The following is a 24,614-nucleotide window of genomic DNA, read 5'->3' as shown; positions in this document are numbered from 1 at the left end:
GGGATAGTGAGAATGGGATGGACACAAGAGATCGAAGCGGCGGCGGATCGTATCGCAGGCCATGTGGTGGAAACACCGGTGGTGACCTTCAAAGGGTTTGGTCTGGATTATCCGGTCGAGATGAAGCTGGAACAGCTTCAGCATACCGGCAGTTTCAAGGCGCGCGGGGCATTCAACACGCTGCTCAGCAGCGACGTGCCAGCAGCAGGTGTGGTTGCGGCCTCGGGCGGCAATCACGGCGCGGCGGCGGCTTATGCGGCGCGGGCGCTGGGGCACCCGGCGCATATCTTCGTGCCCGAAATGGCGGGCCCCTCAAAGATCGCGCTGATCGAACGGATCGGCGCTGATCTGAGCGTTGTGCCGGGTCAATACGCCAATGCTCTGAAGTTGGCGCAAGAGCATGAGGCGCGCTCGGGCGCGATGCAAATCCATGCCTATGATGCCCCGGCAACTGTCGCGGGGCAGGGCACGGCGATGCGCGAATGGGAAGGGCAGGGGCTGCGGGCTGACACGGTCTTGATTGCGGTTGGCGGTGGCGGGCTGATCTCGGGCGCGTTGGCCTGGTTGCAGGGCGCGCGCAAGGTCGTGGCGGTGGAGCCGGAAACCTCCTGCGCGCTGCATGCGGCGCTTGCGGCGGGGCAGCCGGTGGATGTCGAGGTCTCGGGCATCGCCGCCAACGCGCTTGGTGCGCGGCGGATCGGGGATATCTGCTTCGATCTGACGAGGCAGTACCAGACGAGGTCGGTGCTGGTCACCGATGATGCCATCCGATCCGCTCAAGAGGCTCTCTGGCAGGAGCGGCGGCTGCTGGTCGAACCCGCAGGCGCTACCGCTTTGGCCGCGCTGATGTCCAGGGCCTATCGCCCGGAGCCCGGCGAAAAGCTGGCGGTTCTGATCTGCGGCGCAAATTTCGCGCCCGATCCGCTTGACCCGGATGATTCCGCTTGAGAGGCGCACGGTCGGGTTTTATCTATAATCCATGACAGCAACGATTGCCGACACGATTTATCAAAGTCTGAGCCAGCAGATCATCACTGGTGCTTTACCCGCCGGTGAGAAGCTGCGGCAGGACCATATCGCGCGTGCCCATGAGACCAGCCATGTTCCGGTGCGCGAGGCGCTGCTGCGGCTTGAGGCGCATGGACTTGCAGTCAGCGAGCCACGCCGGGGCATGCGGGTCGCGGCCCTTGATCCTTCTGAGGTGCGCGAAGTCATCGAAATGCGGGTGGTTCTGGAAACCCTGGCGCTGCAGCACGCCGTTCAGAACTTCACGCCTCGGGATATCAAGCTGGTGTCAGAAGCGGTCGCGCAATGTGACGCCGCTGAGGATATGCCCACATGGGAGGCGCGGAATCGCGTCTTTCACCGCGTCATTCTTACGCCATGCGCGATGCCGCGCCTGCTTCATACGATTGACGACCTGCATATCGCAAGCGCCCGCCATTTCTTTGCCCATTGGCAACAGAAATGGGTGCAGCGGACCGACGCCGATCATGCAGCCATCCTGCAGGCGCTGAAGGGCCGCAACGCGACGGCGGCCAGCGGGATCCTCGCGCGTCATATTCGCCGTATGCTCTGATCCCTGCCGTGTTTCAGGGGTGGGGCCGAAAGCGACTTGACTCTTTATCAATAAAATTATCAAAAATGGATCGAATGCAAAATTTTTATCTATAAAAGGAAAGCCAATGAAATCGCCCCATCCCTCAGCGCTTCCGGCCACCGGCTCGATCGGTCTGCCCGGACAGGCCGCGCGTGTCGTTGCAGGTGTGCTTTTGCTGACGCTCAGCGCCAAGGTTCAGATCCCGTTCTGGCCGGTACCAATGACTCTTCAGGTGGCGGCTGTCATGGCCCTCGCTGCTGCCTATGGCCTGCGGTTGGGAACCGCGACTGTGGTGGGCTACCTAGTGGCGGGTGCCCTTGGATTTCCGGTCTTTGCGGGAACGCCCGAAAAGGGCATTGGGCTGGCTTATATGATCGGAGGTACGGGGGGATATCTGCTGGGCTTTGTTGCAGCAGCCGTCATCGTGGGCTGGGCAGCAGATCATCTGCGCAAACTGTTCCTGTGGCCCGCGATGCTGGTGGGGCTGGCGATGATCTATGCGCTGGGCCTTGGCTGGTTGGCGCAATTCGTGCCGGGCGACAAGGTTCTCGCCTATGGATTCATACCGTTCATCGCAGGGGATCTGGTCAAGATCACGCTGGCAAGCGTTGTCGTGCTGGGCCTGCCCACGAGACTGCTCTCGCGCATTCGGGGAACCCGATCCGATGCTTGATGGCCACAAGGACCTGCGGAGCGACTGGACGGTCGACGAGGTGGAGGCGCTGCTGCGCCTTCCCTTGCTGGACCTGATCGGGCGGGCCAGCGCGATACACCGAGCGCATCACGATCCCGAAGACATTCAAAAAGCCAGCCTGCTGTCCATCAAGACCGGTGGCTGTCCCGAAGATTGCGCCTATTGCCCGCAATCGGCGCATCACCGCGAGGTGGAACTGACCAAAGAAAAGCTGATGAACCCGGCGCATGTCCTGTCGCTCGCAAAGCGGGCAAAGGCTGCGGGGGCCGAACGGTTCTGTATGGGCGCAGCCTGGCGGCAGGTGCGCGATGGCCAGGAATTCGACAATGTGCTTGAGATGGTCTCGGGCGTGCGCGACCTGGGGATGGAGGCCTGCGTCACGCTGGGAATGCTCAAGCCGCATCAGGCGCAGAAACTGGCCGAGGCCGGGCTGACCGCCTATAACCATAACCTGGATACCTCGCCCGAGTTTTACGCCGAGATCATCGGAACGCGCACCTATCAAGACCGGCTGGAAACGCTGTCTTATTGTCGGGATGCGGGCATCGATCTGTGCTGCGGCGGCATCATCGGGATGGGCGAAACAATCCGCGACCGGGCGTCGATGCTGCAGGTGCTTGCCGGGTTCGACCCGCACCCCGAAAGCGTCCCGATCAACGTTCTGATCCCGATCAAGGGCACGCCGCTGGCACACCGCAAAAAGGTCGGCATCTTCGATCTGGTGCGGATGGTCGCCACGGCCCGGATCATCATGCCAAAAACCCGTGTCAGACTGTCCGCAGGGCGTTCGGATTTCTCGGCGGCGGAACAGGTCCTGTGTTTTCTGGCAGGGGCAAACTCGGTCTTCTACGGTGACGTGTTGCTGACCGCCCCGAATGCCGGAACCGGGCAGGACCGCGATATGTTCGAGTTGATCGGTGCCCTGAGCGGTGACTGACGCAAAGCGCCGGTGTCAGGTCGCATTGCGCAATGGTTACCATTTGCATATAGGCGACACCGACATGACCAGATATTGCAGGGAGTAAGCTGATGTCCAACACGCAACTGGAAACGGCCATCGAAGCCGCGTGGGACGCGCGCGATACCATCACCCCGGCCACCACCGGTGAACAGCGCGAAGCGATCGAGGATACGCTGAACGCGTTGGACAGCGGCTCTCTGCGGGTGGCCGAGAAGCAGGGCGATGGGTCCTGGCATGTGAACCAGTGGGCCAAGAAGGCGGTTCTGCTGGGCTTCCGCATCAAGGATATGGAGCAGCAGCAGGGCGGCCCGCAAAGCGGTGGCTGGTGGGACAAGGTCGACAGCAAGTTCGCGGGCTGGGGTGACAACCAGTGGCGCGATGCAGGCTTCCGCGCGGTGCCCAACTGCGTGGTGCGCAAATCCGCCTTTATCGCGCCCGGCGTTGTGTTGATGCCATCCTTCGTGAACCTGGGCGCCTATGTGGATGAGGGCACCATGGTCGACACCTGGGCCACCGTCGGCTCCTGCGCCCAGATCGGCAAGAACGTGCATCTGTCCGGCGGCGTCGGCATCGGCGGCGTGTTGGAGCCGATGCAGTCAGGCCCGACGATCATCGAGGACAACTGCTTTATCGGGGCGCGCTCCGAAGTGGTCGAAGGCTGCATCGTGCGCGAAGGCTCGGTTCTGGGCATGGGCGTGTTCATCGGCAAGTCGACCAAGATCGTCGATCGCGAAACCGGTGAGGTCACTTATGGCGAGGTGCCGCCTTATTCCGTGGTCGTGGCGGGCTCGATGCCGTCGAAGAACAACATCAGCCTTTATTGCGCGGTGATCGTGAAGCGGGTGGACGAAAAGACCCGGTCGAAAACCGGCATCAACGAGTTGCTGCGGGACTGACCTGACAGAGTGCTCCGATGGGCTGTGGAGTACACCTCCGCAGCCTGCATTATGTGGCGTCTTCGGATCGGTTATGCAGCATCCGCCCGATTGTGTTCATCAGGATCTGTGCCGCAAGGATAGCGGTGGTGCCTGAATGATCATAGTCGGGGGCGACTTCGACCAGGTCCAACCCGACGATGGTACCCTGCCTGGTCAAGCCATCGAGCAATTCAAGCATCTCATAATAGAGAAACCCGCCATGGCTGGGTGTGCCTGTTCCCGGCGCGATGGACGGATCGAAGCCGTCGATATCGATGGTCACATAGTACCGCATGCCTGCGGGGATGCGGCCCAGCACAGCCTCGACACCCAGCTTGCGGAATTGCCGCACCGATAGAATGTCGGAGCCCATTTTGCGGGCATCCTCATAACCTTCCTTGGTCGTGGAAGAGACGTTGCGGATGCCGATCTGGCTGAGGCCGGTCACATAACCCTTTTCCGCAGCGCGCCGCATCGGATTGCCATGGCCATAGCGGACCCCATGGCGCTCATCGACAAAGTCCAGATGCGCGTCGATCTGGACGATATGAATCGGCCCCTGATCGTCAAAGGCATTCACGCAGGGGATGTTGACCGAATGATCGCCGCCAAGCGTGATCGGGATCGCCCCAGCCTTCAGGATCTGACGCACACCGTATTCGATATTGGCATGGCTTTTCAGCGTATCGGTATGGATGATATCGGCGTCACCGATATCGACCATGCGCACGGCATCAGCGGGCAGGTAGGTGATATCATCCTCATGGTCATAAGCACCACCGTGGCCAAAGGAAAACAGAGTCGACGCCTCGCGGATCGCCCGCGGCCCAAACCGCGCGCCTGCACGCCACTGGGTTCCGAAATCGAACGGTGCGCCAAGGATCGCCACATCGGCATCGATGGCCTCCCAATCCTGCACATATGGCGACTTTCCGAAGGTTGATATGCCAACAAAAGGAAGATTCAGGCGACCTGCCTCATATCCGTGTTGCGTCATATGTGGTCCTTTCGGGTTTCTGCGTGTCAGGCGTTAGGGTCCGGCCGTGCCGATATATGGCAGCAGCCGTTCTCGCAAAGCTATAGACCGTTGGCGCTTTGAGTTCTTGGGTTTTCTGGCCTGCCGGGTGCAGATGAGATCCGGCAAGAGATCAGTAACCAGGATGGGCAGATAGTTCTGGCACCACTTGTTTCTCTATTCGGTCTTCATGGCTTGAGGCTCGCTGAGCTTATGAAACGCTGTGCGGCCATGGGTTGGCCGTACAGTGTTTCGCTACCAGAGATGCCAGTATCAGGCGGCCTGAACGGGATGTGACTCGGTCAGGATCGCATGCAACTTGGCGGGGTCCAGATTGGACCGCAGCTTGTTGCAGATCGCCTGGTCACGCAACGTGCGAGACACCAGCGCCAGCGCCTTGAGGTGTTCGACACCAGCGTCTTCGGGTGCAAAAAGCGCAAAGGCAATATCGACGGGCTGCCGGTCCACGGCGCCGAAATCGATGGGTTTTTCCAGCAGGATGAAGACGCCCGAGACCTTGTCGAGCGTTGTCAGCCGGGCATGCGGCAGGGCGACACCATGCCCGACGCCGGTTGGCCCAAGGCTTTCGCGCTCCAGCAAGGCTTCGACCGTTGCTTCGGGCTTCTGACCATGCACGGCGAAAGCCAGATCGGCGATCTCTTGAAACAGACGCTTCTTGCTCGAAGCTGTTGAGAATACCCTTACAGCTTCGGGTTTGAGGATGCTTGAAAGCTCCATCTGTGCTTGCTCCGCATTTCGTGCCACCGCGAACGGTGACACCTTTGTCTGTCTCTTGCCTATTTACGGGTCGATCCAGCCGATATTGCCGTCTTCGCGGCGATACACGACGTTCAGCCCGTCTTTGTTCTCGTTCCGAAAAACCAGCACTGGGGCGCCGGCCAGTTCCATCTGCATCACGGCCTCACCAACCGACAGGGACGGGATCTGCGTTTCCATTTCTGCCACGATGATGGGTTGCAGAGATGCCGGTTCTGCGGCCTCGGTCGATTCTTCAGATGCGAGGATATAAGACGACGCGCCAAAAAGTTCAACCGGCTCGGAGCGGTCCTTGTGGTGGTCCTTCAACCTGCGCTTGTATCTGCGCAACTGGGTTTCCATCTTGTCGCAGCATCCCTCAAAAGCCGCATAGATTTCAGTGGCATGGGCCTTGGCCTGGGCGGTCAGCCCGGTCGAAAGATGCACGGTTGTTTCGCATACATATTCATGCGCCGAGCGTGAAAACACGACGTTGGCATCGGTTGGGCGCTGGGCATATTTCTGGATGACCTCGCCAAGTTCCGTCTGCACATGAGTCTGCAGAGATTCGCCAATATCAATCTGTTTTCCGCTGATCTGGTAACGCATGTGATCTCCTTCACAATTCACGCCCGTAGTCGCACCAAAAACCGATGCGTCTTTATTTGCGGGCGGTGGGGACAGGCATGGCGCGCGGTTCATGAGCGGGTTTCCCCCCAAAAAAGGGACACCTGGAACCCGTGATAAAGCACAGCTCTGCCATGTCCCAATTGAGGCAAGAGACGGACGGAGAGTCAATGGCAACCGGGCCGAAAATCAGAGATTTCACCCTTTGAATCCGTCAGAACTTTGCGGATCAGGTAATGCGGAAGTTCTCGCCAAGGTAGACTCGCCGCACGTTTTCGTTGTCGACAACTTCGGCAGGCGTGCCCGACATCAAAACCTGCCCGTCGTGCAGAATATAGGCGCGGTCCACAATCTCGAGCGTTTCGCGCACATTGTGGTCGGTGATCAACACGCCGATCCCGCGTTTCTTGAGGTCGGCGACCAGATGCCGGATATCTCCGACGCTGATCGGGTCGACCCCGGCAAAGGGTTCGTCAAGCAGCAGGTATTTGGGCTTGGCGGCCAGGCAGCGGGCAATCTCGACGCGCCGCCGTTCCCCGCCCGACAGCGCCAGCGCAGGTGCGCGGCGCAGATGTTCGATCGAGAAGTCCGACAGCAGCTCTTCCAGTCGTTCCTTGCGTTTGTGGCCATGTTTCTCGGCCACGTCGAGCACGGCCGAGATGTTGTCCTCAACACTCAACCCGCGAAAGATCGACATCTCCTGCGGCAGATAGCCGATGCCAAGGCGCGCGCGGCGATACATCGGCAGGGTGGTGACGTTCTGGCCGTCGATGCTGACTTTTCCGGCCTCGGGAAAGACCAGACCGGCAATGGCATAAAATGTGGTCGTCTTGCCCGATCCGTTCGGCCCCAGTAGCGCGACCACCTCGGACCGGCCCAGCGACATCGACACATCACGGATCACCGTGCGCTTGCTGTAGGACTTGCGCAGCTTGTCGATCCTGAGGCCGGATTTGCCCTCTGTCACGGTCAGATCGGCGCGTGCCATCAGTCGCCTTCCGGGTTCAGGATGGTTTTGACGCGCCCCGTCATCTGCGCCGTGCCGGTCACCAGATTGACCACCATCTCGTTCGAGGTCACCGTATTCTGGCCCTGGGTCAGCAAGACGTCACCGGTCATGACGATCACACCGGATTCGATCGTGTAGTCGGCCCGTTCGGCCTGCGCCGCGTCCGGTCCGCTGACCAGCACGACATCGCCGGTCGCCTCCATCCGCTGAATGCCGGATTTTTCCTTCTCGTAAATCACTAGCACCCGCTTGGCCGACAGGCGCATCTCGCCCTGAGAGATGAAGACATTGCCGGTGAATTCGGCCGAGCCGTCTTCCTGATTGACGTCGAGATTGTCGGCGGTGACTTCGACCGGCAGGCTCGGGTCAGCCTTGACCGCGCCAAACGCGACATTGGCACCCTGCGCCGCAACAGCAGCTCCGAAGAGCGTAATCAACACACAAAGGCACAGGGTACGGAAATGGTTCACAGCTTATCTTTCGGATGTCTTAGGGTCGTATATCAGTTTAACGCCGTTTTTGAATAGAAGATGGACGGGGCCGTCATTGTTTTTTGGCCCCAACTCCATGCTCCCGGCGGTAAATTCCCCGATCGGCCCGTTTCCCGCGATGTCTCCGGGGGCGCTTCCGGCCACCTCTCGCGTCGACGTATTGAGAAGGTCGGTGGTCACTTCCAGCCCGTCGGCTGTGGTGATAACGACATTACCAACGAAGGTGGCGACCTCGTCTTCCATCGACAGATGACCTGAATTGGCGGTCAGGTTGATATGGCCGCCATTGTTCAGTGTCAGCAACGCGCGCAGGTTACTGGCCTCGGCGGGGCTGAAGGCGCCGCCGGGGCTCACAGCATCTGCGGTGAACTGGATCTCTTCGCCCTTTTCGGTGACGCCGCTGAAAAAGGGTTCGGTGATCTGCTGATCCCGGATACGTTCGATCACATCCCCTTCCGCGAAGGGGATCGTGGATTCGGGATCGACACTGTCAGACAGCAGGAAAAGAGAGGATAGCAGCCCCAACGCCGCAAGCGGCAGCAGCACCTTGAGGAACTGCACCAGTCGGGAATGGCTGTCCACCCTGCCGCCCCTTTCAGCCCAGACCGACGCGCAGGCAGTCGTGAATCTTGATCAGGCCGCGTGCGGTCTGGTCCTGTTCGGGGGCAACCACGAAAAGGCAAGTGATCTTGCGCTGATCCATAATCGAGACCGCCTCTTCGGCAAGCGAGTCGGGCGAGATCGTGGTCGGGTCTTCGGTCATCACGTCACCTGCCGTGCGCGTCAGCAGACCGTCCATATGACGCCGTAGGTCACCATCGGTAATGATGCCCAGCAGCGCGTCATCCGGTCCCGTCACACCGGCCACGCCAAAGCCTTTCTGGCTCATTTCAAGCAGCACGTCGCTCATGTCGGTATCCGCTGCGACCAAGGGCAGGTCCTCGCCGGTATGCATCAGGTCACTGACCTTGCTCAGCCGCGCGCCCAGTTTGCCGCCGGGATGGAAGTCTCGGAAATTTTCGGGCCTGAAGTCTCGGTACTTCATCAGCGCGATCGCCAGCGCGTCCCCCATCGCCAGCGTCAGCGTGGTCGAGATCGACGGGACAATCCCATAGCCGCAGGCCTCGCCCAGCGACGGGATCAGCAGATGTACATCCGCTTCCTTCATCAGCGTGCTTTCCGGCTTGCTGGACAACCCGATCAGCGGGATGCCGAAGCGGCGGGTGAAGGCCAGCAGATTGGCCAGTTCGGGCGCTTCGCCCGAATTCGAAATCGCCAGAACCACATCGCCCTTGGACAGCATGCCCAGATCGCCATGGCTGGCCTCGGCGGGGTGCACGAAATAGGCAGGCGTGCCGGTGCTGGCCAGCGTGGCGGCGATCTTGTGGCCGATATGGCCTGATTTTCCGATGCCGCTGACGATCACCCGCCCGGTGGCGTCGAGGATCATCTGGACCGCTTCTTCAAAATGCTCATCCAGCCCGTCGCGAAGCACTTCGAGCGCATTCGCTTCGTCGGTGATGACCTGCCGGGCGACGGTGAGGAGGGGTTTCTGTTCGGTCATGAGTGCGCAAAAATGTCCGTTTCCGGCCACCCGGCCAGATCCAGCCGGGCGCGGGTGGGAAGAAAGTCGAAGCAGGATTGCGCGATGTCGCTACGCCCCTCACGTTCCAGCCGCGCGTTCAGCTTGTCGCGCAACTGATGCAGGTAAAGGACATCCGAGGCCGCATAGTCCAGCTGCGCGTCGCTCAGCGTCTCGGCCCCCCAGTCGCTCATCTGCTGTTGCTTCGAGATATCGATGCTGAGTAGCTCCTGACACAGGTTCTTGAGCCCGTGCCGGTCAGTGTAGGTACGCACCAGACGGCTGGCGATCTTGGTGCAATAGACAGGCGCGGCCAGCGCACCAAAGGCGTGATACATCGCGGCAACGTCGAACCGCCCGAAGTGAAACAGTTTCAGCACATTCGGGTCGGTAAGCATGGCGCAGAGATTGGGGGCCTCGGTCTGGCCCTTCTCGACCTGGATGATATGCGCGTTGCCGTCGCCGCCCGACATCTGAATCACGCAGAGCCTGTCGCGATGCGGGTTCAGCCCCATGGTTTCACAGTCGATGGCCACCACTGGCCCAAGGTCCAGCCCATCGGGCAGATCGTTTTTATAGAGATGATTTGCCACCGGCAGGTCCTTCGTTACATACCCGGCCCGAGATAGGGTGTTTTGGCCCCGAACTCAACCGGGCCGATCCGGCGTGGGCGGGTCCGGTTCCGGCAGGTGGCGGCCATGATCCGAGATGATCACAAATACGTCCGAGCGATCCAGCACCGGGGCCAGCGCACGTGTGGCCTGATGGGTCAGCCGGTCGACCTCAGCCCCGGTCAAGGCGCGCGCCGGTGTCAGGTAGATCGCCACCTGATAAGAGCGGCCCAGCTTGCTTAGAGCCAGATCGACCACCTTGCCCGGCCAGTCCGCGAAGACCTCGCGCAAGGCCCGGCGCGCCTTGACCAGTTCGGAGGGCGGGGCAGTGGCCCCGGCCAGCTCGGCCAGCCCGCTGGTGAAGCTGGTCCAATAGGTGCCAATCGCAAAGCCGCATAACACAATGACGATCAGTGAATCCCCGATCGGCGTGACGGGGGCGAGCACGCTGTCACGCAAATAGTAAACACCGATCAGGCCGATCCCGGCCACCATGGTGACCGCCCCGTCAAAGGCGGCGGAACTGGCCTCGATCCGCAGCATGCCGCTGACCTTCCCGCCTTTGCGCCAGGCCATGTAGTGAAACGCCCAGAGCGCCAGACATGTGGCACTAATCCCCAGGAAATAGATGATGACTGGCCCCATCTGGACCTCGGGAATAGGTTTGCCCATCAGGTAGGCATAGATACGCGTCGCGGCCCCGAGGATGGCGAAGATCACCACGCCCAGCAGGGACAGGGCACGGAAAGTGGTAAAGATCGCCTCATCCGCCGCATAGCCCCAGGGGCGGTGTCGGTCGGGGATGGCGTTGACGCGTTTGCGGATGCGCAGGGCAAAATAGCCCGCCACAAAGCCCACCAGCGAAAACAGCCCGTCCACCAGAATGGCCTGCGAGTTTGACAGCACCGCCACGACGACCCCGGCTGCCCCCATCAGCAGGTTCGCGACCATACTCAGGCGGAAGGCGCGGGCCTCGCTCTGCGCGGCGCTCTTGGCGTGTGACATCCTTGCGTCTCCCTTGATGGTCTCAACTGTATCAATCCGCGAAACCAGCACCCGGTCAATCTGATCGGTGTTGGCCGCTATCCGACGATCACGCAAGAATGATGTTGAATTGCGCGGCTATCTGCCGATGATTGTCCCATTGCGCTTGAGCCGGTTGCGGTTCGGCGTGATATAACATGGCAGAAACATAGTCCCGCGCCGACAAGCGGCGCACCGAGCAGAAAGTGACCGTTCCCATGAAAAGCGTAAAGATTACCGCAGCTGTCGCCCTTGTTGCCCTGAGTGCCTGTACCGATCCGGCAACGCTGGCCTCGCAGACCGATCCGAACAAGAACACCAAGCAGGGCGCCCTGATCGGTGGGCTGGTTGGTGCGGGTGTCGGCGCGATCGCCAATGATTCCGATCCGGGTCTTGGCGCATTGGCCGGGGCCGCGATTGGTGCGGCAGCCGGTGGCATCGCCGGTAACCAATTGGACAAACAGGCCGCCGAGCTGCGCCAGCAACTGGCCAATGACGGCATCACCATCGTCAATCAGGGTGATCGCCTGCTGGTCTCGCTGCCCAGCGACATCACCTTCGACACTGACAGCGCCACCGTGCGTCCCGCCTTGCGGAGCGAGGTGAACAAGGTGGCACAGAACCTGCTGCGCTACCCGGATTCGACCATTCAGGTCGTCGGTCATACCGACAGCGATGGCGATGCCGGGTATAACCTGAACCTGTCCGAGCGGCGCGCCAACTCGGTGGCTGACATCCTGCAGGCGGGCGGCGTGACCTATGACCGGATCACCATCATCGGTCGCGGCGAAGAGGTGCCCATCGCCTCGAATCTGACCACGGCAGGTAAGGCGCAGAACCGGCGGGTCGAGATCTATATCATTCCGCGCAATTCCTGATCGCGGCTCTGCAATTCTCAACACCTGATGCGCGCGGGCAGGGCTTTGGCCTTGCCCGTTCTCGCGCTAGATCAGGGCAAACGCATCTGATGGAGGAATTGCATGTCGACCCCCGTTCTTGTTGGTATTTCCGGATCGCTGCGACGCGAAGCCACCAATCGCAAGCTCATGCGCGAGGCGGCGCGGTTGTTTGGCCCCTCCGAGTTCATCGAAGCTGACCTGAACTTGCCGCTTTATGATGGCGATGTGGAAGCCGACGCAGGCATCCCCGAAGCGGTGCAGGTGCTGACCGATCAGATTGCACAGGCCCATGCCATCGTCATCTCGACCCCGGAATACAACAAGGGCCCCTCTGGCGTGCTGAAAAACGCGCTGGACTGGGTGAGCCGCACCAAGGGCAATCCCTGGGCCGACAAGCCGGTCGCCGTGATGTCCGCCGCCGCAGGCCGCGCGGGCGGCGAGCGGTCGCAGATGATCCTGCGAACCTTTCTGGTGCCGTTCCAGCCCCGCCTGATCACCGGCCCAGAGGTCCATGTGGCCAGTAGCTCGGCCGAGTTTCACGACGATGGCCGGTTGAAGAATGAACGTTATGAACAGTCGTTGCAGGCACTGATGGAGAAGCTGCGTGCTCAGATCGCCTAATTCGCCTTATTAGGCTCTGAAAATGCTGTCTCCCGAGACCCATAACGATCCGCTTGACCCCGCCCGCGCGGCGGCGGGGTTGATCACTCTAGGCCGGTCGGAGAGCGTCGCACCGGGCGATCCCTTGCCGCCGTTCTTTCATCACCTCTATTTCTGGTCTCCTCAGCCGCCGGAGGCTTTGGGCCGCGACGGCCATCCGCGCGTGGGACAGGGCGGGTTGATCCCGGATATGGGCCTGCCGCGCCGGATGTGGGCTGGTGGTCGGCTGACCTTCCACCATCCGCTTCTGGCCGGACAAGACGCCGAGCGGCGCTCGGTTCTGGAAGTGTCGAGCACGAAACATGGCCGTTCCGGCCCGTTGGGGTTCGTCACCTTGCGGCACGATTATCATCAGGGCGGGCGGCTCTGCGTAACGGAGTGGCAGGATCTGGTCTATCGCGAAGACCCTGCGCCGGGAGCGTCGCCCCCCGCGCCGCCCGTCGCGCGCACCGATGAGGCCGAAAGGCGCATCTTCCAGTTCGATAGCACGCTCTTGTTCCGATACTCGGCGCTGACCTTCAACGGCCACCGCATCCACTATGATCTGGACTACGCCCGTGAGGTCGAAGGGTATGCCGGGCTGGTGGTGCATGGGCCGCTGCTGGCGCAGTTGCTGATGCTGTTCGCGCAGGATCTTTGCGGGCCGCTGGCGCGTTTCGGCTTTCGCGCCACCGCACCGCTGACCCATACGGAAACAGCTGAATTGTGCCTCAAGGATCAGGCCCTATGGGTGCGTGGCCCGGATGGGCGCCTGTGTATGGAGGCGCAGTTCAAAGCGATTTCTCAGGCCTGAAATCCTCGGGAATCTCATCCCTGCCTTCCAGCATCAGATCGGCCATCACCTGTGCGATCTTCGGGGCCATGCCAAAGCCGATCTTGAAGCCGCCATTCGCGATGAACTGGCCGGGATGCAGCGGGTGGTCGCCCAGCATCGGCGCGCGGCTGCGTGACCGGGGCCGTACCCCGGCCCAACGCTCGATCACCTCGGCACCGTGCAACACGGGCAGGGCGCGCGTGGCTCGGTCCAGAACATCGTCCAGTACAGAATCGGTAGTGTTAGGGTCGCTATAGTCCCGTTCCGAGGTCGAGCCGATGGCGACCGTGCCATCCGCATGGGGCACGATATGCACCGCATCGGCAAAGATCTGTGGAACCTCGCCCGCGTTGAACCGCAGCAGAGCAGCCTGACCTTTGACGCCGTTACCCACTGTCTTGCCAAAGGCCCGGCTCAGCTCCGCCAGATCATGCACACCGGTGGCGTGCAGAACTTGCCCGGCATCTTCCGCCTCGCGCACAATCTGCGTTCCCAAGGTCGTCAGCGCCGCACTCAGCGCGGCGCAGGCGCGACGTGGATGCATGCGCGCAGTCAGCGTGTCGTGGATCACGTAGCCGGTGGGTGATGCCGGGGCCCAGTTTCCAACCTCGGCTGACGGGCGCACCGACCAGTCCGCCGCGCCTTGCCAAAGCGACCGGGCCGAAACCTCACGCGCGCGCGCCAGATGCAGCGCCTTGTCGTCGAGGATCGGCTGCAATCGCCCCAGCCGCGCATAACCGGGTGAGACGCCGCCCGCGGCCTCAACATCCCGCCAGAACGGTTCGGCCAGCATGAGGCTGTCAAACTGAAAGGCCTTCTTGGCATTCCAGTTTTCCGGCACATGTGGGGCCAAAGCGCCGACCAGACCGCCGGACGATCCCGCACCTGGGCCGTTCGGGTCCACCACCTGCACCTTCGCGCCGCGCCGGGCGCAAACCCACGCGATCGAGAGCCCGAATATGCCCGCTCCGCGAATGGTGATATCGATGCTTGCCAAGATTGCTGCCTTTCTTCAGTGTCGCGCCGTTGCGGATATCTCTAGAGCGCAATCCGACAAGTGTGAAACGGTTTCGGATCAGGCGGTGCTTGGGAAAACGGGTGGATCAGGGCATGAGCGACCAACGCGCCGAACTCAGCTGGACCGAGGCCGGAGTACCGGTGTCGGACCGGTTCGACGACCCCTATTTCTCGCTCCAGAACGGGTTGGAAGAGACACGCCACGTGTTTCTGGCGGGCAATGATCTGCCGGGGCGGTTCGCCGAGGGCTTTCACATTGCTGAGTTGGGTTTTGGGACCGGCCTGAACATGCTGACCGTCTGGGCCGAATGGGAGCGTAGCGGGCAGACCACGCCGCTGCGCTTCACCAGTTTCGAGGCATTCCCGATGGCGCAGGATGAAATGGCCCGCGCCTTGGCCGCCTTCCCTGAGCTTGCGCCTTGGGGGGATCGGTTTCTAAGCGGTTGGGACGGACAGTCCTGCGATTTGGACAATCTTCATCTAAGCGTCATTCACGGCGATGCGCGCGAAACGCTTGGCGCTTGGGATGGGCAGGCGGATGCCTGGTTCCTCGATGGCTTCTCGCCAGCACGTAATCCCGAGCTGTGGCAGCCGGAGTTGATGGCAGAGGTGGCAGCACATACGGGGCAAGGCGGAACAGCGGCGACCTATACGGCGGCCGGTTTCGTGCGACGGGGGCTGGAGGCGGCAGGCTTCTCCGTCACCCGCAGCCCCGGCTATGGCCGCAAGCGGCACATGACCCGCGCGGTGAAAGCGTGAGCCAGCAGAACAACATTCCTGCAGGTATCGCGCTGATGCTCGCGGCGACGGTGATCTTTGCCTTGCAGGACGGCATCTCGCGCCATCTGGCTGGGGCCTACAACACATACATGGTGGTGATGATCCGCTACTGGTTTTTTGCCGCCTTTGTGGTGGCGCTTGCAACGCGCCGGTCTGGTGGGCTGCGGCAAGCGGCGCGCACCGATCAGCTGGGTTTGCAGATCCTGCGCGGGCTGCTTCTGGCCACCGAGGTTTGTGTTGCGGTTTACGGCTTCACCATTCTGGGCCTGATCGACAGCATGGCCGTCTTCATCTGTTATCCGTTGATCATTGCGGCTCTAAGTGGACCTATTCTGGGCGAAAAGGTCGGTTGGCGGCGCTGGATGGCGATTGTTGTCGGCTGCATCGGCGTGCTGATCATCCTGCAACCGGGGCGGGGTGTTTTTAACATCTGGGCAGTGATCCCATTGATCTCGGCCCTGTTGTTTGCGCTTTACGGTTTGCTGACCCGCTATGCCGCCCGCCGCGACAGTGCCGAGACCAGCTTTTTCTGGACCGGTGTCGCAGGGGCAGCCGCGATGACCTGTATCGGGCTCTGGTTCTGGCAACCGATGAGCCCGCCGGACTGGGGCTGGATGGCCGCGCTGTGTGTCAGCGGCGTCCTGGGCCATTGGGTGCTGATCAAATGCTACGAGATGGCCGAAGCCAGCGCGGTGCAGCCCTTCGCCTATTTCCACCTGCTCTGGAGCGCGATCCTCGGCATCGTCGTGTTCAGCGAGCACCTCAGAACATCCGTTGTGGTCGGTGCGTCACTGATCGTTGCGGCGGGGCTGTTCACCTTATGGCGCGAACGCGCTCAGGGTCGATCCCGATAGCTCTGTCGAAAAGGGCACCGGCAGCGGATCTTGCCCCAGCCGTGCGCGGTAAACCGGCAGGCTTTCGGTGACGCGCATCACGTAATTCCGGGTTTCCTTGAAGGGGATGTGCTCGATCCAGTCGACCATGTCCACCGCACTGCGGCGCGGATCGCCGAAGCGCTGCATCCACGAAATCGGGCGGCGAGGCCCGGCATTATACCCGGCGGCCATCATCACCACGTTGCCGTTGAAATCGCCGGCGAGACCCGCAAGGTAGTTTGCGCCCAGCTTGGCATTGTACTTCCAGTCCGAGGTCAGCCGGTCGGTCCTGTGCCCGCCCAGAACGCCCAGATCCTTGGCCACCAGTTTCGCCGTCGCAGGCATCACCTGCATCAGCCCGCGCGCGCCTGCGCCGCTGATCACCACCGGATCGAACTCGCTCTCGCGCCGGGCGATGGCCAGGGTCATTTCCTTTGCCATCGGCAGGTTCAGCTTGGCGACCGGGTGCACCGGGTAGTACGCCGCATGCAGCACCTGACCGGTGCGGGCGGCACGTTTCGAGATCATCACCGCCAGATGAGATTCGCCCTTGTCGATGGCCATCTCGCCCAACTGCGCGGCTTGCACGGAATCCAGGCTCTCGGCCAGGTGGGTCAGGAAACGTTCCGACAAATCCCGCTCGCCGATCTGTTGCAGCAGCAGGCCCGCCTCCAGCACGCTGGAATTGGTGAATGCGGCGTCCTGCCAGGGCGGATGAACGGGCGGGCTGGCCAGATGCGCATCGAAGGGCCGCCCGATCTGTTCTGCGGCCAAAAGCCCATAGAACGAGGTCTGGTAGTCCGCGCCCATCGCATAGGCCTCATGCGCCTTGTCCGCATCACCCGCCGCCGCATAGGCCCGCCCCTTCCAATAGCCCGCACGCCCTTTCGAGATCGGGGATTGGATCGCCGCATCGAAACGCTCGAAATGCTGCGCAGCGGTGTTGGGATCGTTCAGGCGACGCAGCGCGATATAGCCCGCAAGCCATTCCAGATCGGCATAGGCATAGCCCATATCCGGCGTCATGTGATGGCGCGCGGCCATGCGATAGGCCTTTTTAGGGTCTCCATTGCGCATTTCCAGCCGGGTCAGGCGGCGGCGGCGTTCAGCCCATTGATCGGGCTCTCCCAGCGCCTCCGCGCTTGAGGAACGCTCCAGCATCAGATCGATGGCGCTGTCGTCCAGTTCCTTGCGATCTCGCCAAACAAACCGCTCATAGGCGAGGCCAGGAGAGTCCATCAGCGCAGCGGGGATCGCCTTGATCTTGCTATCCACACCCGGTGCCATGCCGCGCAGGGCGATCCGGGCTTCGGCCAGCTTTTGCTGGCCCGAACTGACCAGCGGTAGCATCTGTTTGGCGCTGACCATATGCCCGTCCCACAACATCCGGTCGAGCCGGGCGGCATGATGCGGCTTCAGCAATCGGCTGAAATTCTCCAGATAATTCTTCTGCAACCCGCTGCCCATCGGCATAGTGCGCCAGGCCTTTACCAGTTCCGCCTCGGCATCGCCCTGATGCCCCGTCGATTTCAGCGCCACGACATAGTTCAACGCGCCTTCGGCGGTCTGGGGCGGTTTGCCTGCATAGAAACTCAACACCCGGTCGGGATCGGCATTGGTGAAGCTCGGCTCGCTCTTGCGGCGCAGCCAATCCAGCCCCGGCCAATCGGCGCGCCGGTCCAGAAACACCAGCACATCGCCCGAACTGCCAAACCCGTTGCGCAGCCAATGCCAGACGATGACGTCCCGCGATACCGAGCCGCGCCGGCCCGAAACCCGCAGGGCTTCGTTCCAGTCGCCTTTGCGCATTTGCGCCAAACCGGCACGCAAATCCCCGGCCGGATCGGCCCCTGCGGGGGCGGACGCCCAGAAACCAACACCAATTAGGACGACAAGAGCGGATAGAACGCGTGAGATCACTTGCATTTCCCGGCAAACCAAGGCTAGAGCCTTTCACGATAAGCCGTGCGCCGCCGGGATCAACTCACATTTGTGCCGGTGCGCTTGATTGGCGCGCATTCCGTGCGTCGTGACCGAATTCTAGGGAGCGTTCCATGTTCAAAGGCTCAATGCCTGCCCTCGTCACCCCGTTCCGCAACGGCGAGCTCGATCTGGAAACGCTCAAACGTCTGGTCGAGTGGCATATCAGCGAGGGATCGACCGGTCTGGTGCCCGTGGGCACCACCGGCGAAAGCCCAACGCTGAGCCATGACGAGCATGAGGCCGTGATCGAAGAGGTTGTCAAAACAGCTGCGGGCCGGGTGCCGGTGATTGCGGGGGCGGGATCGAACAACACGATCGAAGCGATCCGCTTTGTCGAATTTGCCGCCCGCATCGGCGCGGATGCGGCGCTTGTGGTCACGCCCTACTACAACAAACCGACCCAACGGGGCATGGTTGCGCATTATACCGCCCTGCATGATTGCGCCGATGTGCCGATCATCATCTACAACATTCCCGGCCGCTCGATTGTCGACATGACGCCCGAAACTATGGGCGCGTTGTCGCAACTGCCCCGCATCGTCGGCGTCAAGGACGCAACCGGTGATCTGGCCCGCGTCAGCCAGCAGCGCGCAAGCTGCGGCAAGGATTTCATCCAGCTCTCGGGCGAGGATGCCACCGCGCTGGGCTTCAACGCCCATGGCGGTGTCGGCTGTATTTCGGTCACCGCAAATGTCGCACCGCGCCTTTGTGCCGAATTCCAGCAGGCCACGCTGCGCGGCGACTATGCGGCGGCGCTCGACTATCAGGACAAGCTGATGCCTCTGCACGAAGCGATCTTCATGGAGCCCGGTTTGGTTGGCGCAAAATACGCCATGAGCAAGCTGGATCTTTGTTCAGAAGAGGTGCGGCTGCCGCTCACCTGCCTCGAAGACGGCACCAAGGATGCCATCGACGCGGCCATGAAACACGCGGGCCTGATCTAAGGCCCATAAGGTCGAGAGGGGGCTGACCCCCTCTCACGTGTTCTCATCTCTTGCCGTAATACAGACCGACGACGTGCTCGGCCTGGGCAAAGAAAAGCCAGCGCGAGGTGGCGACGCCTGCCAGATGAGACAGGACCGCAATCAGCGCGAACAGGTGGCCGAAGGGCAGCAGCAGCAATATCGCCGGTACCACAAAGGCTAGGCCAAAGGCGATGATGCGCAGTTTGTCACTATGCTTGCGGCCCACCACATGCACGAATTCACGCAGCAGATAGTTGGTGCCGGTATGGGGCGGCTCAAACGCGCGGACGCTGCCGCGCGCGCCGAGACCGGTTGCAGTGCCCAGATCCGTGCCTGAATGCGCAAGCGCCCGATCGCCCATCTGCCAATAGCCCAACTGCACCAAAGCCGCGACCAGCAGCAGGGGCAGCGCGGCCCCGACCTGCCCGGCCAGCAAGGCCCCGCCCGCCAGGCTGAAGGACAGGAACACGGCCGGTGTCAGCTTCATATTCCAGCGCGGGATCGTCTTGAGCTGGGTATAGATCATTGAAGTGGTAAAGACGGTCAGAAGGGAAAAAACAGAGCCTAATAGGCCCAGAAACCCCCATCTTTGGCCCAGAAACACCACGCCCAGCGCGTAGAGTCCCATCAGAACCAGCGCGATCACCGCGCACCAGCCCTCGCGGCTGAGCCAGCTGGACTTCCATTGCGTGAACGCTTTCAGCGCGCGCTCGGGATGCCCGAGGTGGAAGGTTGAGGCCATCAGCCCGCCAACCGCCAGCGCGTAGGCGATGGCAAAGAAGGTAAAGGCGACCCAGCCGGTGACGTCCGGCAGGCCCAAGCCCAGAAAGAACAACAGGCCGAACCCCAGACCCGAGAGGGTAGTGAAGACAATTACGGATGGTGCAGGATGCATCAGCGGGATCCTCCGGGCATTTTATCGAGCGCTTTGTCCAGCCAGCCGAGGAACCCACCCGCCTCTTCGGCAACCGGGGCCAGCAGCGGGGCAAGAATGTCGATCTGCTCGTCGATCTGGTCCTTGGGGCGCGGGGGCAGGTATTTGTTCACCGGCTTGGTGTCCATTTCAGGCATCAGGTCCATGCCGCCACGTTCGGCGGTCAGCTTGCTGACATTGCTGTCGGGGTCGGCGAAGTCACCGAAATGCCGCGCACCCGCCGGGCAGGTACGCACGCAAGACGGCACGCGGTCTTCCTCGGGTAGGTTTTCGTTGTAGATGCGGTCGACACATAGCGTGCATTTCTTCATCACGCCCTCGGCCTGATCCAGCTCGCGCGCGCCATAGGGACAAGCCCAGGCGCAAAGACCGCAGCCGATGCAGTCGCTTTCATTGACCAGCACGATCCCATCCTCGACCCGCTTGTAGCTGGCCCCGGTGGGGCAGACGGTGACGCAGGGCGCATCCTCGCAATGCAGGCAGGATTTCGGGAAATGGATCAACTGCGCCGGGCCGGTCTCCGGCTGCACCTCATAGGAATGCACCCGGTTCAGGAAGGTGCCCGAGGGATCGGCGCCATAGGGGTTTTGATCGCTGAGCGGCGCGCCGTAATTCTCGGTGTTCCAGCCTTTGCAGGAAATCACGCAGGCATGGCAGCCGACGCAGGTGTCCAGGTCGATGACCAGGCCCATCTTGCGCTCGGTCGTGGTGGGTAGCTCGGTCATGTGCCTGGCTCCGTGTTGAAACAGTTTCGGGCAAAAGCCGCGATGTCGGCGTTGAACCGATCAGGCTCTTCCCAGAACGGGCTGTGCCCGCAATCTTCGTAGGTGATGGCCCGCGCGCCCGGAAGCACGCGAGCGGCGTCGGCACTTGCCGCCGGAGGCGCGGGGCGATCATGGGCACCGCACAGCACCAGCGCGGGTTTGCTGATTTTGGCCACGTCAGCCCGGTAATCCTCGCTGCGCTGGCGCGATGCCGCGCGAACATGTGGCGGGCAGAGCATGTTGTATCCCACCATCCGGGCCAGATCATCAGGATCGGGTTGATGATGAAAACAGGCTCTAACAAAGCTCAATGTGTCCGCGAGGTTGTCGGCTTGATCTTCGGACAGCATCCCCTTGGCCTGCACGCCAATGTCATGCGCTCTCGCTTCGCGCGCCTCGGGCGCCATATGCGCGCCGGTCCCCACGAAGGAGCCGATAAGGCCGAAACCGGACAGCGCGTCGTCGCCAAAGCACCGGATATAGTCGCATGAAACGGTCCCACCCATCGACCAGCCAATCAGAACTGGATGATCAAGCGCGAGGCTCTCGATTATGGCGGCTATATCGCCTGCCCATGGGGTCGAATTGTCGTAGGCCTCGGGTTCATCCGGTTTGTCCGACGCCCCGTGGCCGCGCAGGTCCGGCATGATCAGCCGGAATTCATCCGCCAGAGGGTACTGTCGCTCCCAACTCAGGTGATGCTGCGACCAGCCATGTATCAACAGGATCGGCGGCGCGTCTTCGGGGCCGAGGTCAAAGACCTCAAGCCCGACGCCCCCATGCCCGGTGATCCGGTGCTGCCTCATTTCGCGACTTTCCAGGCCAGCGCGTCTGGCCCCTGACCAACCGGAGACTTGATCGGCGCAAATTCCGGCTGGCTCTGCGCGTCGCTTGGTGCCGCAGACTTTTCGATCTTTACCTTCAGATCGAACCACGCGGCCTGCCCGGTGACCGGGTCGGAATTGGCCCAGCGCAGCCCGTCGCCCTTGGGCGGCAGCAATTCGTGGATCAGATGGTTGAGCAGGAAGCCTTTGGTGGCCTCTGGTGCGTCGTCGGAAAGCGCCCATGCCCCCTTGCGCTTGCCGATGGCGTTCCAGGTCCAGACGGTGTTTTCGTTGAGCGAAGCCATCTCCATCACCGGTACGGTGATGGCACCATGCGAGGAAGACACTCGCGCCCAGTCGCCGTCACTCAGCCCGTGTTTGTGCATCAGCTTGGTCGGCACGTAAAGCGGGTTGCGCCCATGCAACTGCCGCAGCCAGGCGTTCTGGGTGCCCCAGGAGTGATACATCGCCATCGGCCGCTGTGTCAGCGCGTTGACAGTATAGCCTTCATTGCCAGCCTGATCTGTTTCATACCAGATCGGCAGCGGGTCCAGCTGTTCCTTGATGCGATCGCGCAAGTGATCGGGGGGTTGGCGCTCACCATGCCCCTCAGCGGCCAGTTGGAACTTGCGCATAGGCTCTACATAAAGCTGAAACAGGTAGGGCTGCGGGCTGTCATAGATGCCCATGCCCACCGCCCAGTCCTGATAGGCGCTGTTCCACGGCTTGTAGTAATCTGCGCCATCGGGGATATGCGAGACGTAGAAGCTGCCGTTTTCGATATAGCGGTCCATCTGGTCCGGATTGACCGCGCCGCGCCCTTCCTGATCGCCGTTCTCGCCCCGAAACCCGGCCAGCGGCCCGATGCCCGGCTTGCGTTCATGATTGACGATGTAGTCGGCGTAATCGGTGTATTTGGCCGAACCGTCCTCATTGGTGAAGCCGGGTAGACCCATCTTGTTGGCCAGTTGCACCAGCACGGTCTGGAAGCCGCGCACATCGCGATCAGGCTCTATCACGGGCCATCTGATCGCATCCGCCGCCGCGTCCGCCTCGCAGATCGGGCGGTCGAGCAGCGAGATACAGTCGTGGCGCTCCAGATAGGTTGTGTCAGGCAGGATCAGATCGGCATAAGCCACCATCTCGGACGAATAGGCGTCGGAATAGATGATCCGGGGGATCACATACTCGCCATTCTCATCCTTGTCGGTCAGCATCTCCATGACACCCTTGGTGTTCATGGTCGAGTTCCACGACATGTTGGCCATATACATGAACAGCGTGTCGATCTTGTATGGATCGCCCGCATGCGCGTTTGAGATCACCATATGCATCAGCCCGTGGCTGGACATCGGGTTTTCCCAGGTGAACGCCTTGTCGATCCGCGCCGGGCTGCCATCCTTTTTCAGTGCCAGATGCTCGGGCCCGCGCACGAAACCCAGATGCGGGCCGTCCAGCGGCTGGTTAGGGGTCACGCCCACATGGGGCACCGGATGCGCCTCGACCGGTTTGGGATAGGGCGGTTTAAAGCGGAAGCCGCCGGGCACCTCGACCGTGCCCAGCAGAATCTGCAGCACATGCAGGGCGCGGCAGGTCTGGAACCCGTTGGCATGGGCCGAGATGCCGCGCATGGAGTGCATCGAGACGGGACGGCCGATCATCTTGGAATGCGTCTCGCCCCGGAAATCGGTCCATTCCTTGTCCAACTCGAACGCTTCGTCAAAGGCGACGCGGGCCAGTTCGGCGGCGATCGCGCGGATCTTGCCTGCCGGGATGCCGCAGCGCTCGGCAACCGCCTCGGGCGCGTATTCGTCGCTGAGGTAGCGTTCTGCCATCTGGTGGAAGACCGGGCGATGGGTCACGCCGTCCTTCTCATAGGTGGCCGACAGGTCCGGACGCACGCCTTTCTTGTCGAAGGCGGTCGGTTTGCCGGTATTGCGGTCGATGACCAGCGGTTTGCCATCGCCGTCGCGCAAAAACAGACCCTGTTCCGGGCCTTCCGAGGCGTTTACCAGTACTGGCGCGTTGGTGTAGCGGCTGAGGTAATCGAGGTCGATCTTGCCCGCTTTCATCAGCACATGCACCAGCGCCAGGATGAACAAGCCGTCGGTGCCCGGCGTGATGCCCACCCAGTCATCGGCCACCGCATTATAGCCCGAGCGGATCGGGTTCACCCCGATCACGCGCGCGCCACGGGCCTTGATCTTACCAATACCCATCTTGATCGGGTTGCTGTCATGGTCTTCGGCGACGCCGAACAGCATGAACAGTTTGGTATGCTCCCAATCCGGCTGGCCGAATTCCCAGAAGGCGCCGCCCATCGTGTAGATGCCAGCCGCCGCCATGTTGACCGAGCAGAAACCGCCATGGGCGGCGTAGTTCGGGGTGCCGAAGTTTTGCGCCCAGAAACTGGTGAAGCTCTGCGACTGATCGCGACCGGTGAAAAAGGCCAGTTTCGAGGGGTCATCCTTGCGGATCGGCTCCAGCCAACCGGCGGCGATGTCCAGCGCCTCGTCCCAGCTGATCTCTTCGAACTCTCCAGACCCGCGCGGGCCGACCCGTTTCAGCGGCGCCTTCAGACGCGAGGGCGCATTGACCTGCATGATCCCCGCCGAACCCTTGGCGCACAAGACGCCCTTGTTCACCGGGTGATCCCGATTGCCTTCGATATAGGCAACCTTGCCGTCTTTCATGTGGACGTTGATGCCACACCGGCAGGCGCACATGTAGCAGGTCGTTTTGCGCACCTCGTCGGACACGGCGGGCGAGGTATCGATTTTCGGCTGGTTCATATCGGCCCCTGTCGGTTTCAG

The 24,614-nt window shown here is 61.8% G+C and carries 26 protein-coding genes; 11 read left to right on the top strand and 15 right to left on the bottom strand.

The annotated features are described in order from the left end of the window. The first annotated feature begins 12 nt into the window (after positions 1-12). The 5 genes from AB1E34_RS02150 (at position 13) to dapD (ending at position 4,151) form a co-directional block, all read left to right on the top strand. The gene (locus AB1E34_RS02150; RefSeq protein WP_372570687.1) at positions 13-948 is read left to right on the top strand and encodes a threonine/serine dehydratase; all 936 of its coding nucleotides are present in this window, start codon (positions 13-15) and stop codon (positions 946-948) included. A 31-nt stretch (positions 949-979) separates the two neighbouring features. Then, complete coding sequence (locus AB1E34_RS02145; RefSeq protein WP_372570686.1) at positions 980-1,579, top strand: GntR family transcriptional regulator; 600 nt, start codon at positions 980-982, stop codon at positions 1,577-1,579. Positions 1,580-1,685: 106 nt separating this feature from the next. After that, positions 1,686-2,273, top strand: a complete 588-nt coding sequence (locus AB1E34_RS02140) for a biotin transporter BioY (protein ID WP_372570685.1) — start codon at positions 1,686-1,688, stop codon at positions 2,271-2,273. Further along, positions 2,266-3,231, top strand: coding sequence for a biotin synthase BioB (gene bioB / locus AB1E34_RS02135; protein WP_372570684.1), 966 nt, complete (start codon positions 2,266-2,268; stop codon positions 3,229-3,231). Before AB1E34_RS02140 ends, bioB begins: the two co-directional genes overlap by 8 nt. A 92-nt stretch (positions 3,232-3,323) precedes the next feature. After that, positions 3,324-4,151, top strand: a complete 828-nt coding sequence (dapD, locus tag AB1E34_RS02130; RefSeq protein WP_372570683.1) for a 2,3,4,5-tetrahydropyridine-2,6-dicarboxylate N-succinyltransferase — start codon at positions 3,324-3,326, stop codon at positions 4,149-4,151. Positions 4,152-4,200: 49 nt separating this feature from the next. On the opposite strand, the gene speB is transcribed toward dapD, so the two are convergent. From speB to AB1E34_RS02085, 9 genes are all read right to left on the bottom strand, one after another. Beyond that, positions 4,201-5,169: an agmatinase gene (gene speB, locus AB1E34_RS02125; RefSeq protein WP_372570682.1), complete on the bottom strand. Its 969-nt coding sequence runs from the start codon at positions 5,167-5,169 to the stop codon at positions 4,201-4,203. A gap of 291 nt (positions 5,170-5,460) precedes the next feature. Further along, positions 5,461-5,925, bottom strand: a complete 465-nt coding sequence (locus tag AB1E34_RS02120; RefSeq protein ID WP_372570681.1) for a PTS sugar transporter subunit IIA — start codon at positions 5,923-5,925, stop codon at positions 5,461-5,463. A 63-nt stretch (positions 5,926-5,988) separates the two neighbouring features. Beyond that, positions 5,989-6,552 carry a ribosome hibernation-promoting factor, HPF/YfiA family gene (gene hpf / locus AB1E34_RS02115; protein ID WP_306198591.1) on the bottom strand — a complete coding sequence of 188 codons (564 nt, stop codon included), beginning with the start codon at positions 6,550-6,552 and terminating at the stop codon, positions 5,989-5,991. A gap of 247 nt (positions 6,553-6,799) precedes the next feature. Continuing rightward, positions 6,800-7,558, bottom strand: a complete 759-nt coding sequence (gene lptB / locus AB1E34_RS02110; protein WP_372570680.1) for an LPS export ABC transporter ATP-binding protein — start codon at positions 7,556-7,558, stop codon at positions 6,800-6,802. Then, entirely contained in the window at positions 7,558-8,049 is a 492-nt protein-coding gene (lptA, locus tag AB1E34_RS02105) for a lipopolysaccharide transport periplasmic protein LptA (protein ID WP_372570679.1), read from the bottom strand. Before lptA ends, lptB begins: the two co-directional genes overlap by 1 nt. A gap of 3 nt (positions 8,050-8,052) precedes the next feature. Continuing rightward, entirely contained in the window at positions 8,053-8,652 is a 600-nt protein-coding gene (locus AB1E34_RS02100; protein WP_372570678.1) for a hypothetical protein, read from the bottom strand. A 13-nt stretch (positions 8,653-8,665) separates the two neighbouring features. Continuing rightward, a complete protein-coding gene (locus AB1E34_RS02095; protein ID WP_372570677.1) occupies positions 8,666-9,634 on the bottom strand; it encodes a KpsF/GutQ family sugar-phosphate isomerase in 969 nt (322 codons plus the stop codon). Next, positions 9,631-10,245: a ribonuclease D gene (locus AB1E34_RS02090; RefSeq protein ID WP_372570676.1), complete on the bottom strand. Its 615-nt coding sequence runs from the start codon at positions 10,243-10,245 to the stop codon at positions 9,631-9,633. Before AB1E34_RS02090 ends, AB1E34_RS02095 begins: the two co-directional genes overlap by 4 nt. Positions 10,246-10,299: 54 nt before the next feature. Then, positions 10,300-11,268 carry a cation efflux transmembrane domain-containing protein gene (locus AB1E34_RS02085; RefSeq protein ID WP_372570675.1) on the bottom strand — a complete coding sequence of 323 codons (969 nt, stop codon included), beginning with the start codon at positions 11,266-11,268 and terminating at the stop codon, positions 10,300-10,302. 236 nt (positions 11,269-11,504) lie between these two features. On the opposite strand from AB1E34_RS02085, the gene AB1E34_RS02080 reads away from it, so the two are divergent. The 3 genes from AB1E34_RS02080 (at position 11,505) to AB1E34_RS02070 (ending at position 13,638) form a co-directional block, all read left to right on the top strand. Further along, positions 11,505-12,164, top strand: coding sequence for a YiaD family glycine zipper/OmpA-like lipoprotein (locus AB1E34_RS02080; protein WP_372570674.1), 660 nt, complete (start codon positions 11,505-11,507; stop codon positions 12,162-12,164). Between the two features lie 102 nt (positions 12,165-12,266). After that, positions 12,267-12,806 (top strand): NADPH-dependent FMN reductase, encoded by a 540-nt coding sequence (locus tag AB1E34_RS02075; protein WP_372570673.1) that lies wholly within the window; start codon positions 12,267-12,269, stop codon positions 12,804-12,806. Between the two features lie 22 nt (positions 12,807-12,828). After that, a complete protein-coding gene (locus AB1E34_RS02070) occupies positions 12,829-13,638 on the top strand; it encodes an HTD2 family dehydratase (RefSeq protein ID WP_372570672.1) in 810 nt (269 codons plus the stop codon). Here the strand turns inward: AB1E34_RS02070 and AB1E34_RS02065 are convergent. Next, positions 13,616-14,656 (bottom strand): NAD(P)/FAD-dependent oxidoreductase, encoded by a 1,041-nt coding sequence (locus tag AB1E34_RS02065; protein ID WP_372570671.1) that lies wholly within the window; start codon positions 14,654-14,656, stop codon positions 13,616-13,618. The two genes, AB1E34_RS02070 and AB1E34_RS02065, sit on opposite strands and share 23 nt — an antisense overlap. Before the next feature lie 113 nt (positions 14,657-14,769). Between AB1E34_RS02065 and mnmC2 the strand changes: the two genes are divergently transcribed. Then, complete coding sequence (mnmC2, locus tag AB1E34_RS02060) at positions 14,770-15,435, top strand: tRNA (5-methylaminomethyl-2-thiouridine)(34)-methyltransferase MnmC2 (protein WP_372570670.1); 666 nt, start codon at positions 14,770-14,772, stop codon at positions 15,433-15,435. Positions 15,436-15,470: 35 nt separating this feature from the next. Further along, on the top strand, positions 15,471-16,310 hold the full coding sequence (locus AB1E34_RS02055) for a DMT family transporter (protein ID WP_372570763.1): 840 nt from the start codon (positions 15,471-15,473) through the stop codon (positions 16,308-16,310). Here the strand turns inward: AB1E34_RS02055 and AB1E34_RS02050 are convergent. Beyond that, positions 16,275-18,257 (bottom strand): lytic transglycosylase domain-containing protein, encoded by a 1,983-nt coding sequence (locus AB1E34_RS02050; protein WP_372570669.1) that lies wholly within the window; start codon positions 18,255-18,257, stop codon positions 16,275-16,277. The genes AB1E34_RS02055 and AB1E34_RS02050 overlap by 36 nt on opposite strands. Before the next feature lie 128 nt (positions 18,258-18,385). Between AB1E34_RS02050 and dapA the strand changes: the two genes are divergently transcribed. Then, the gene (dapA, locus tag AB1E34_RS02045; RefSeq protein WP_372570668.1) at positions 18,386-19,258 is read left to right on the top strand and encodes a 4-hydroxy-tetrahydrodipicolinate synthase; all 873 of its coding nucleotides are present in this window, start codon (positions 18,386-18,388) and stop codon (positions 19,256-19,258) included. A gap of 43 nt (positions 19,259-19,301) precedes the next feature. Here the strand turns inward: dapA and AB1E34_RS02040 are convergent, their stop codons facing one another. The 4 genes from AB1E34_RS02040 to AB1E34_RS02025 are packed head-to-tail and all read right to left on the bottom strand — an operon-like array spanning position 19,302 to position 24,593. Continuing rightward, positions 19,302-20,174, bottom strand: a complete 873-nt coding sequence (locus AB1E34_RS02040; protein WP_372570667.1) for a dimethyl sulfoxide reductase anchor subunit family protein — start codon at positions 20,172-20,174, stop codon at positions 19,302-19,304. After that, on the bottom strand, positions 20,174-20,938 hold the full coding sequence (locus AB1E34_RS02035) for a 4Fe-4S dicluster domain-containing protein (protein ID WP_372570666.1): 765 nt from the start codon (positions 20,936-20,938) through the stop codon (positions 20,174-20,176). The genes AB1E34_RS02040 and AB1E34_RS02035 overlap by 1 nt, the downstream gene beginning before the upstream one ends. Continuing rightward, the gene (locus AB1E34_RS02030) at positions 20,935-21,783 is read right to left on the bottom strand and encodes an alpha/beta fold hydrolase (protein ID WP_372570665.1); all 849 of its coding nucleotides are present in this window, start codon (positions 21,781-21,783) and stop codon (positions 20,935-20,937) included. Before AB1E34_RS02030 ends, AB1E34_RS02035 begins: the two co-directional genes overlap by 4 nt. After that, the gene (locus tag AB1E34_RS02025) at positions 21,780-24,593 is read right to left on the bottom strand and encodes a molybdopterin oxidoreductase family protein (RefSeq protein ID WP_372570664.1); all 2,814 of its coding nucleotides are present in this window, start codon (positions 24,591-24,593) and stop codon (positions 21,780-21,782) included. The genes AB1E34_RS02030 and AB1E34_RS02025 overlap by 4 nt, the downstream gene beginning before the upstream one ends. Positions 24,594-24,614 lie beyond the last annotated feature (21 nt).

Source organism: Ruegeria jejuensis, assembly GCF_041537905.1.
In the GTDB taxonomy this organism is placed as follows: domain Bacteria; phylum Pseudomonadota; class Alphaproteobacteria; order Rhodobacterales; family Rhodobacteraceae; genus Ruegeria_C.
The sequence above is the reverse complement of the archived record's forward strand: the minus strand, read 5'-3'. Positions and strand labels throughout refer to the sequence as shown.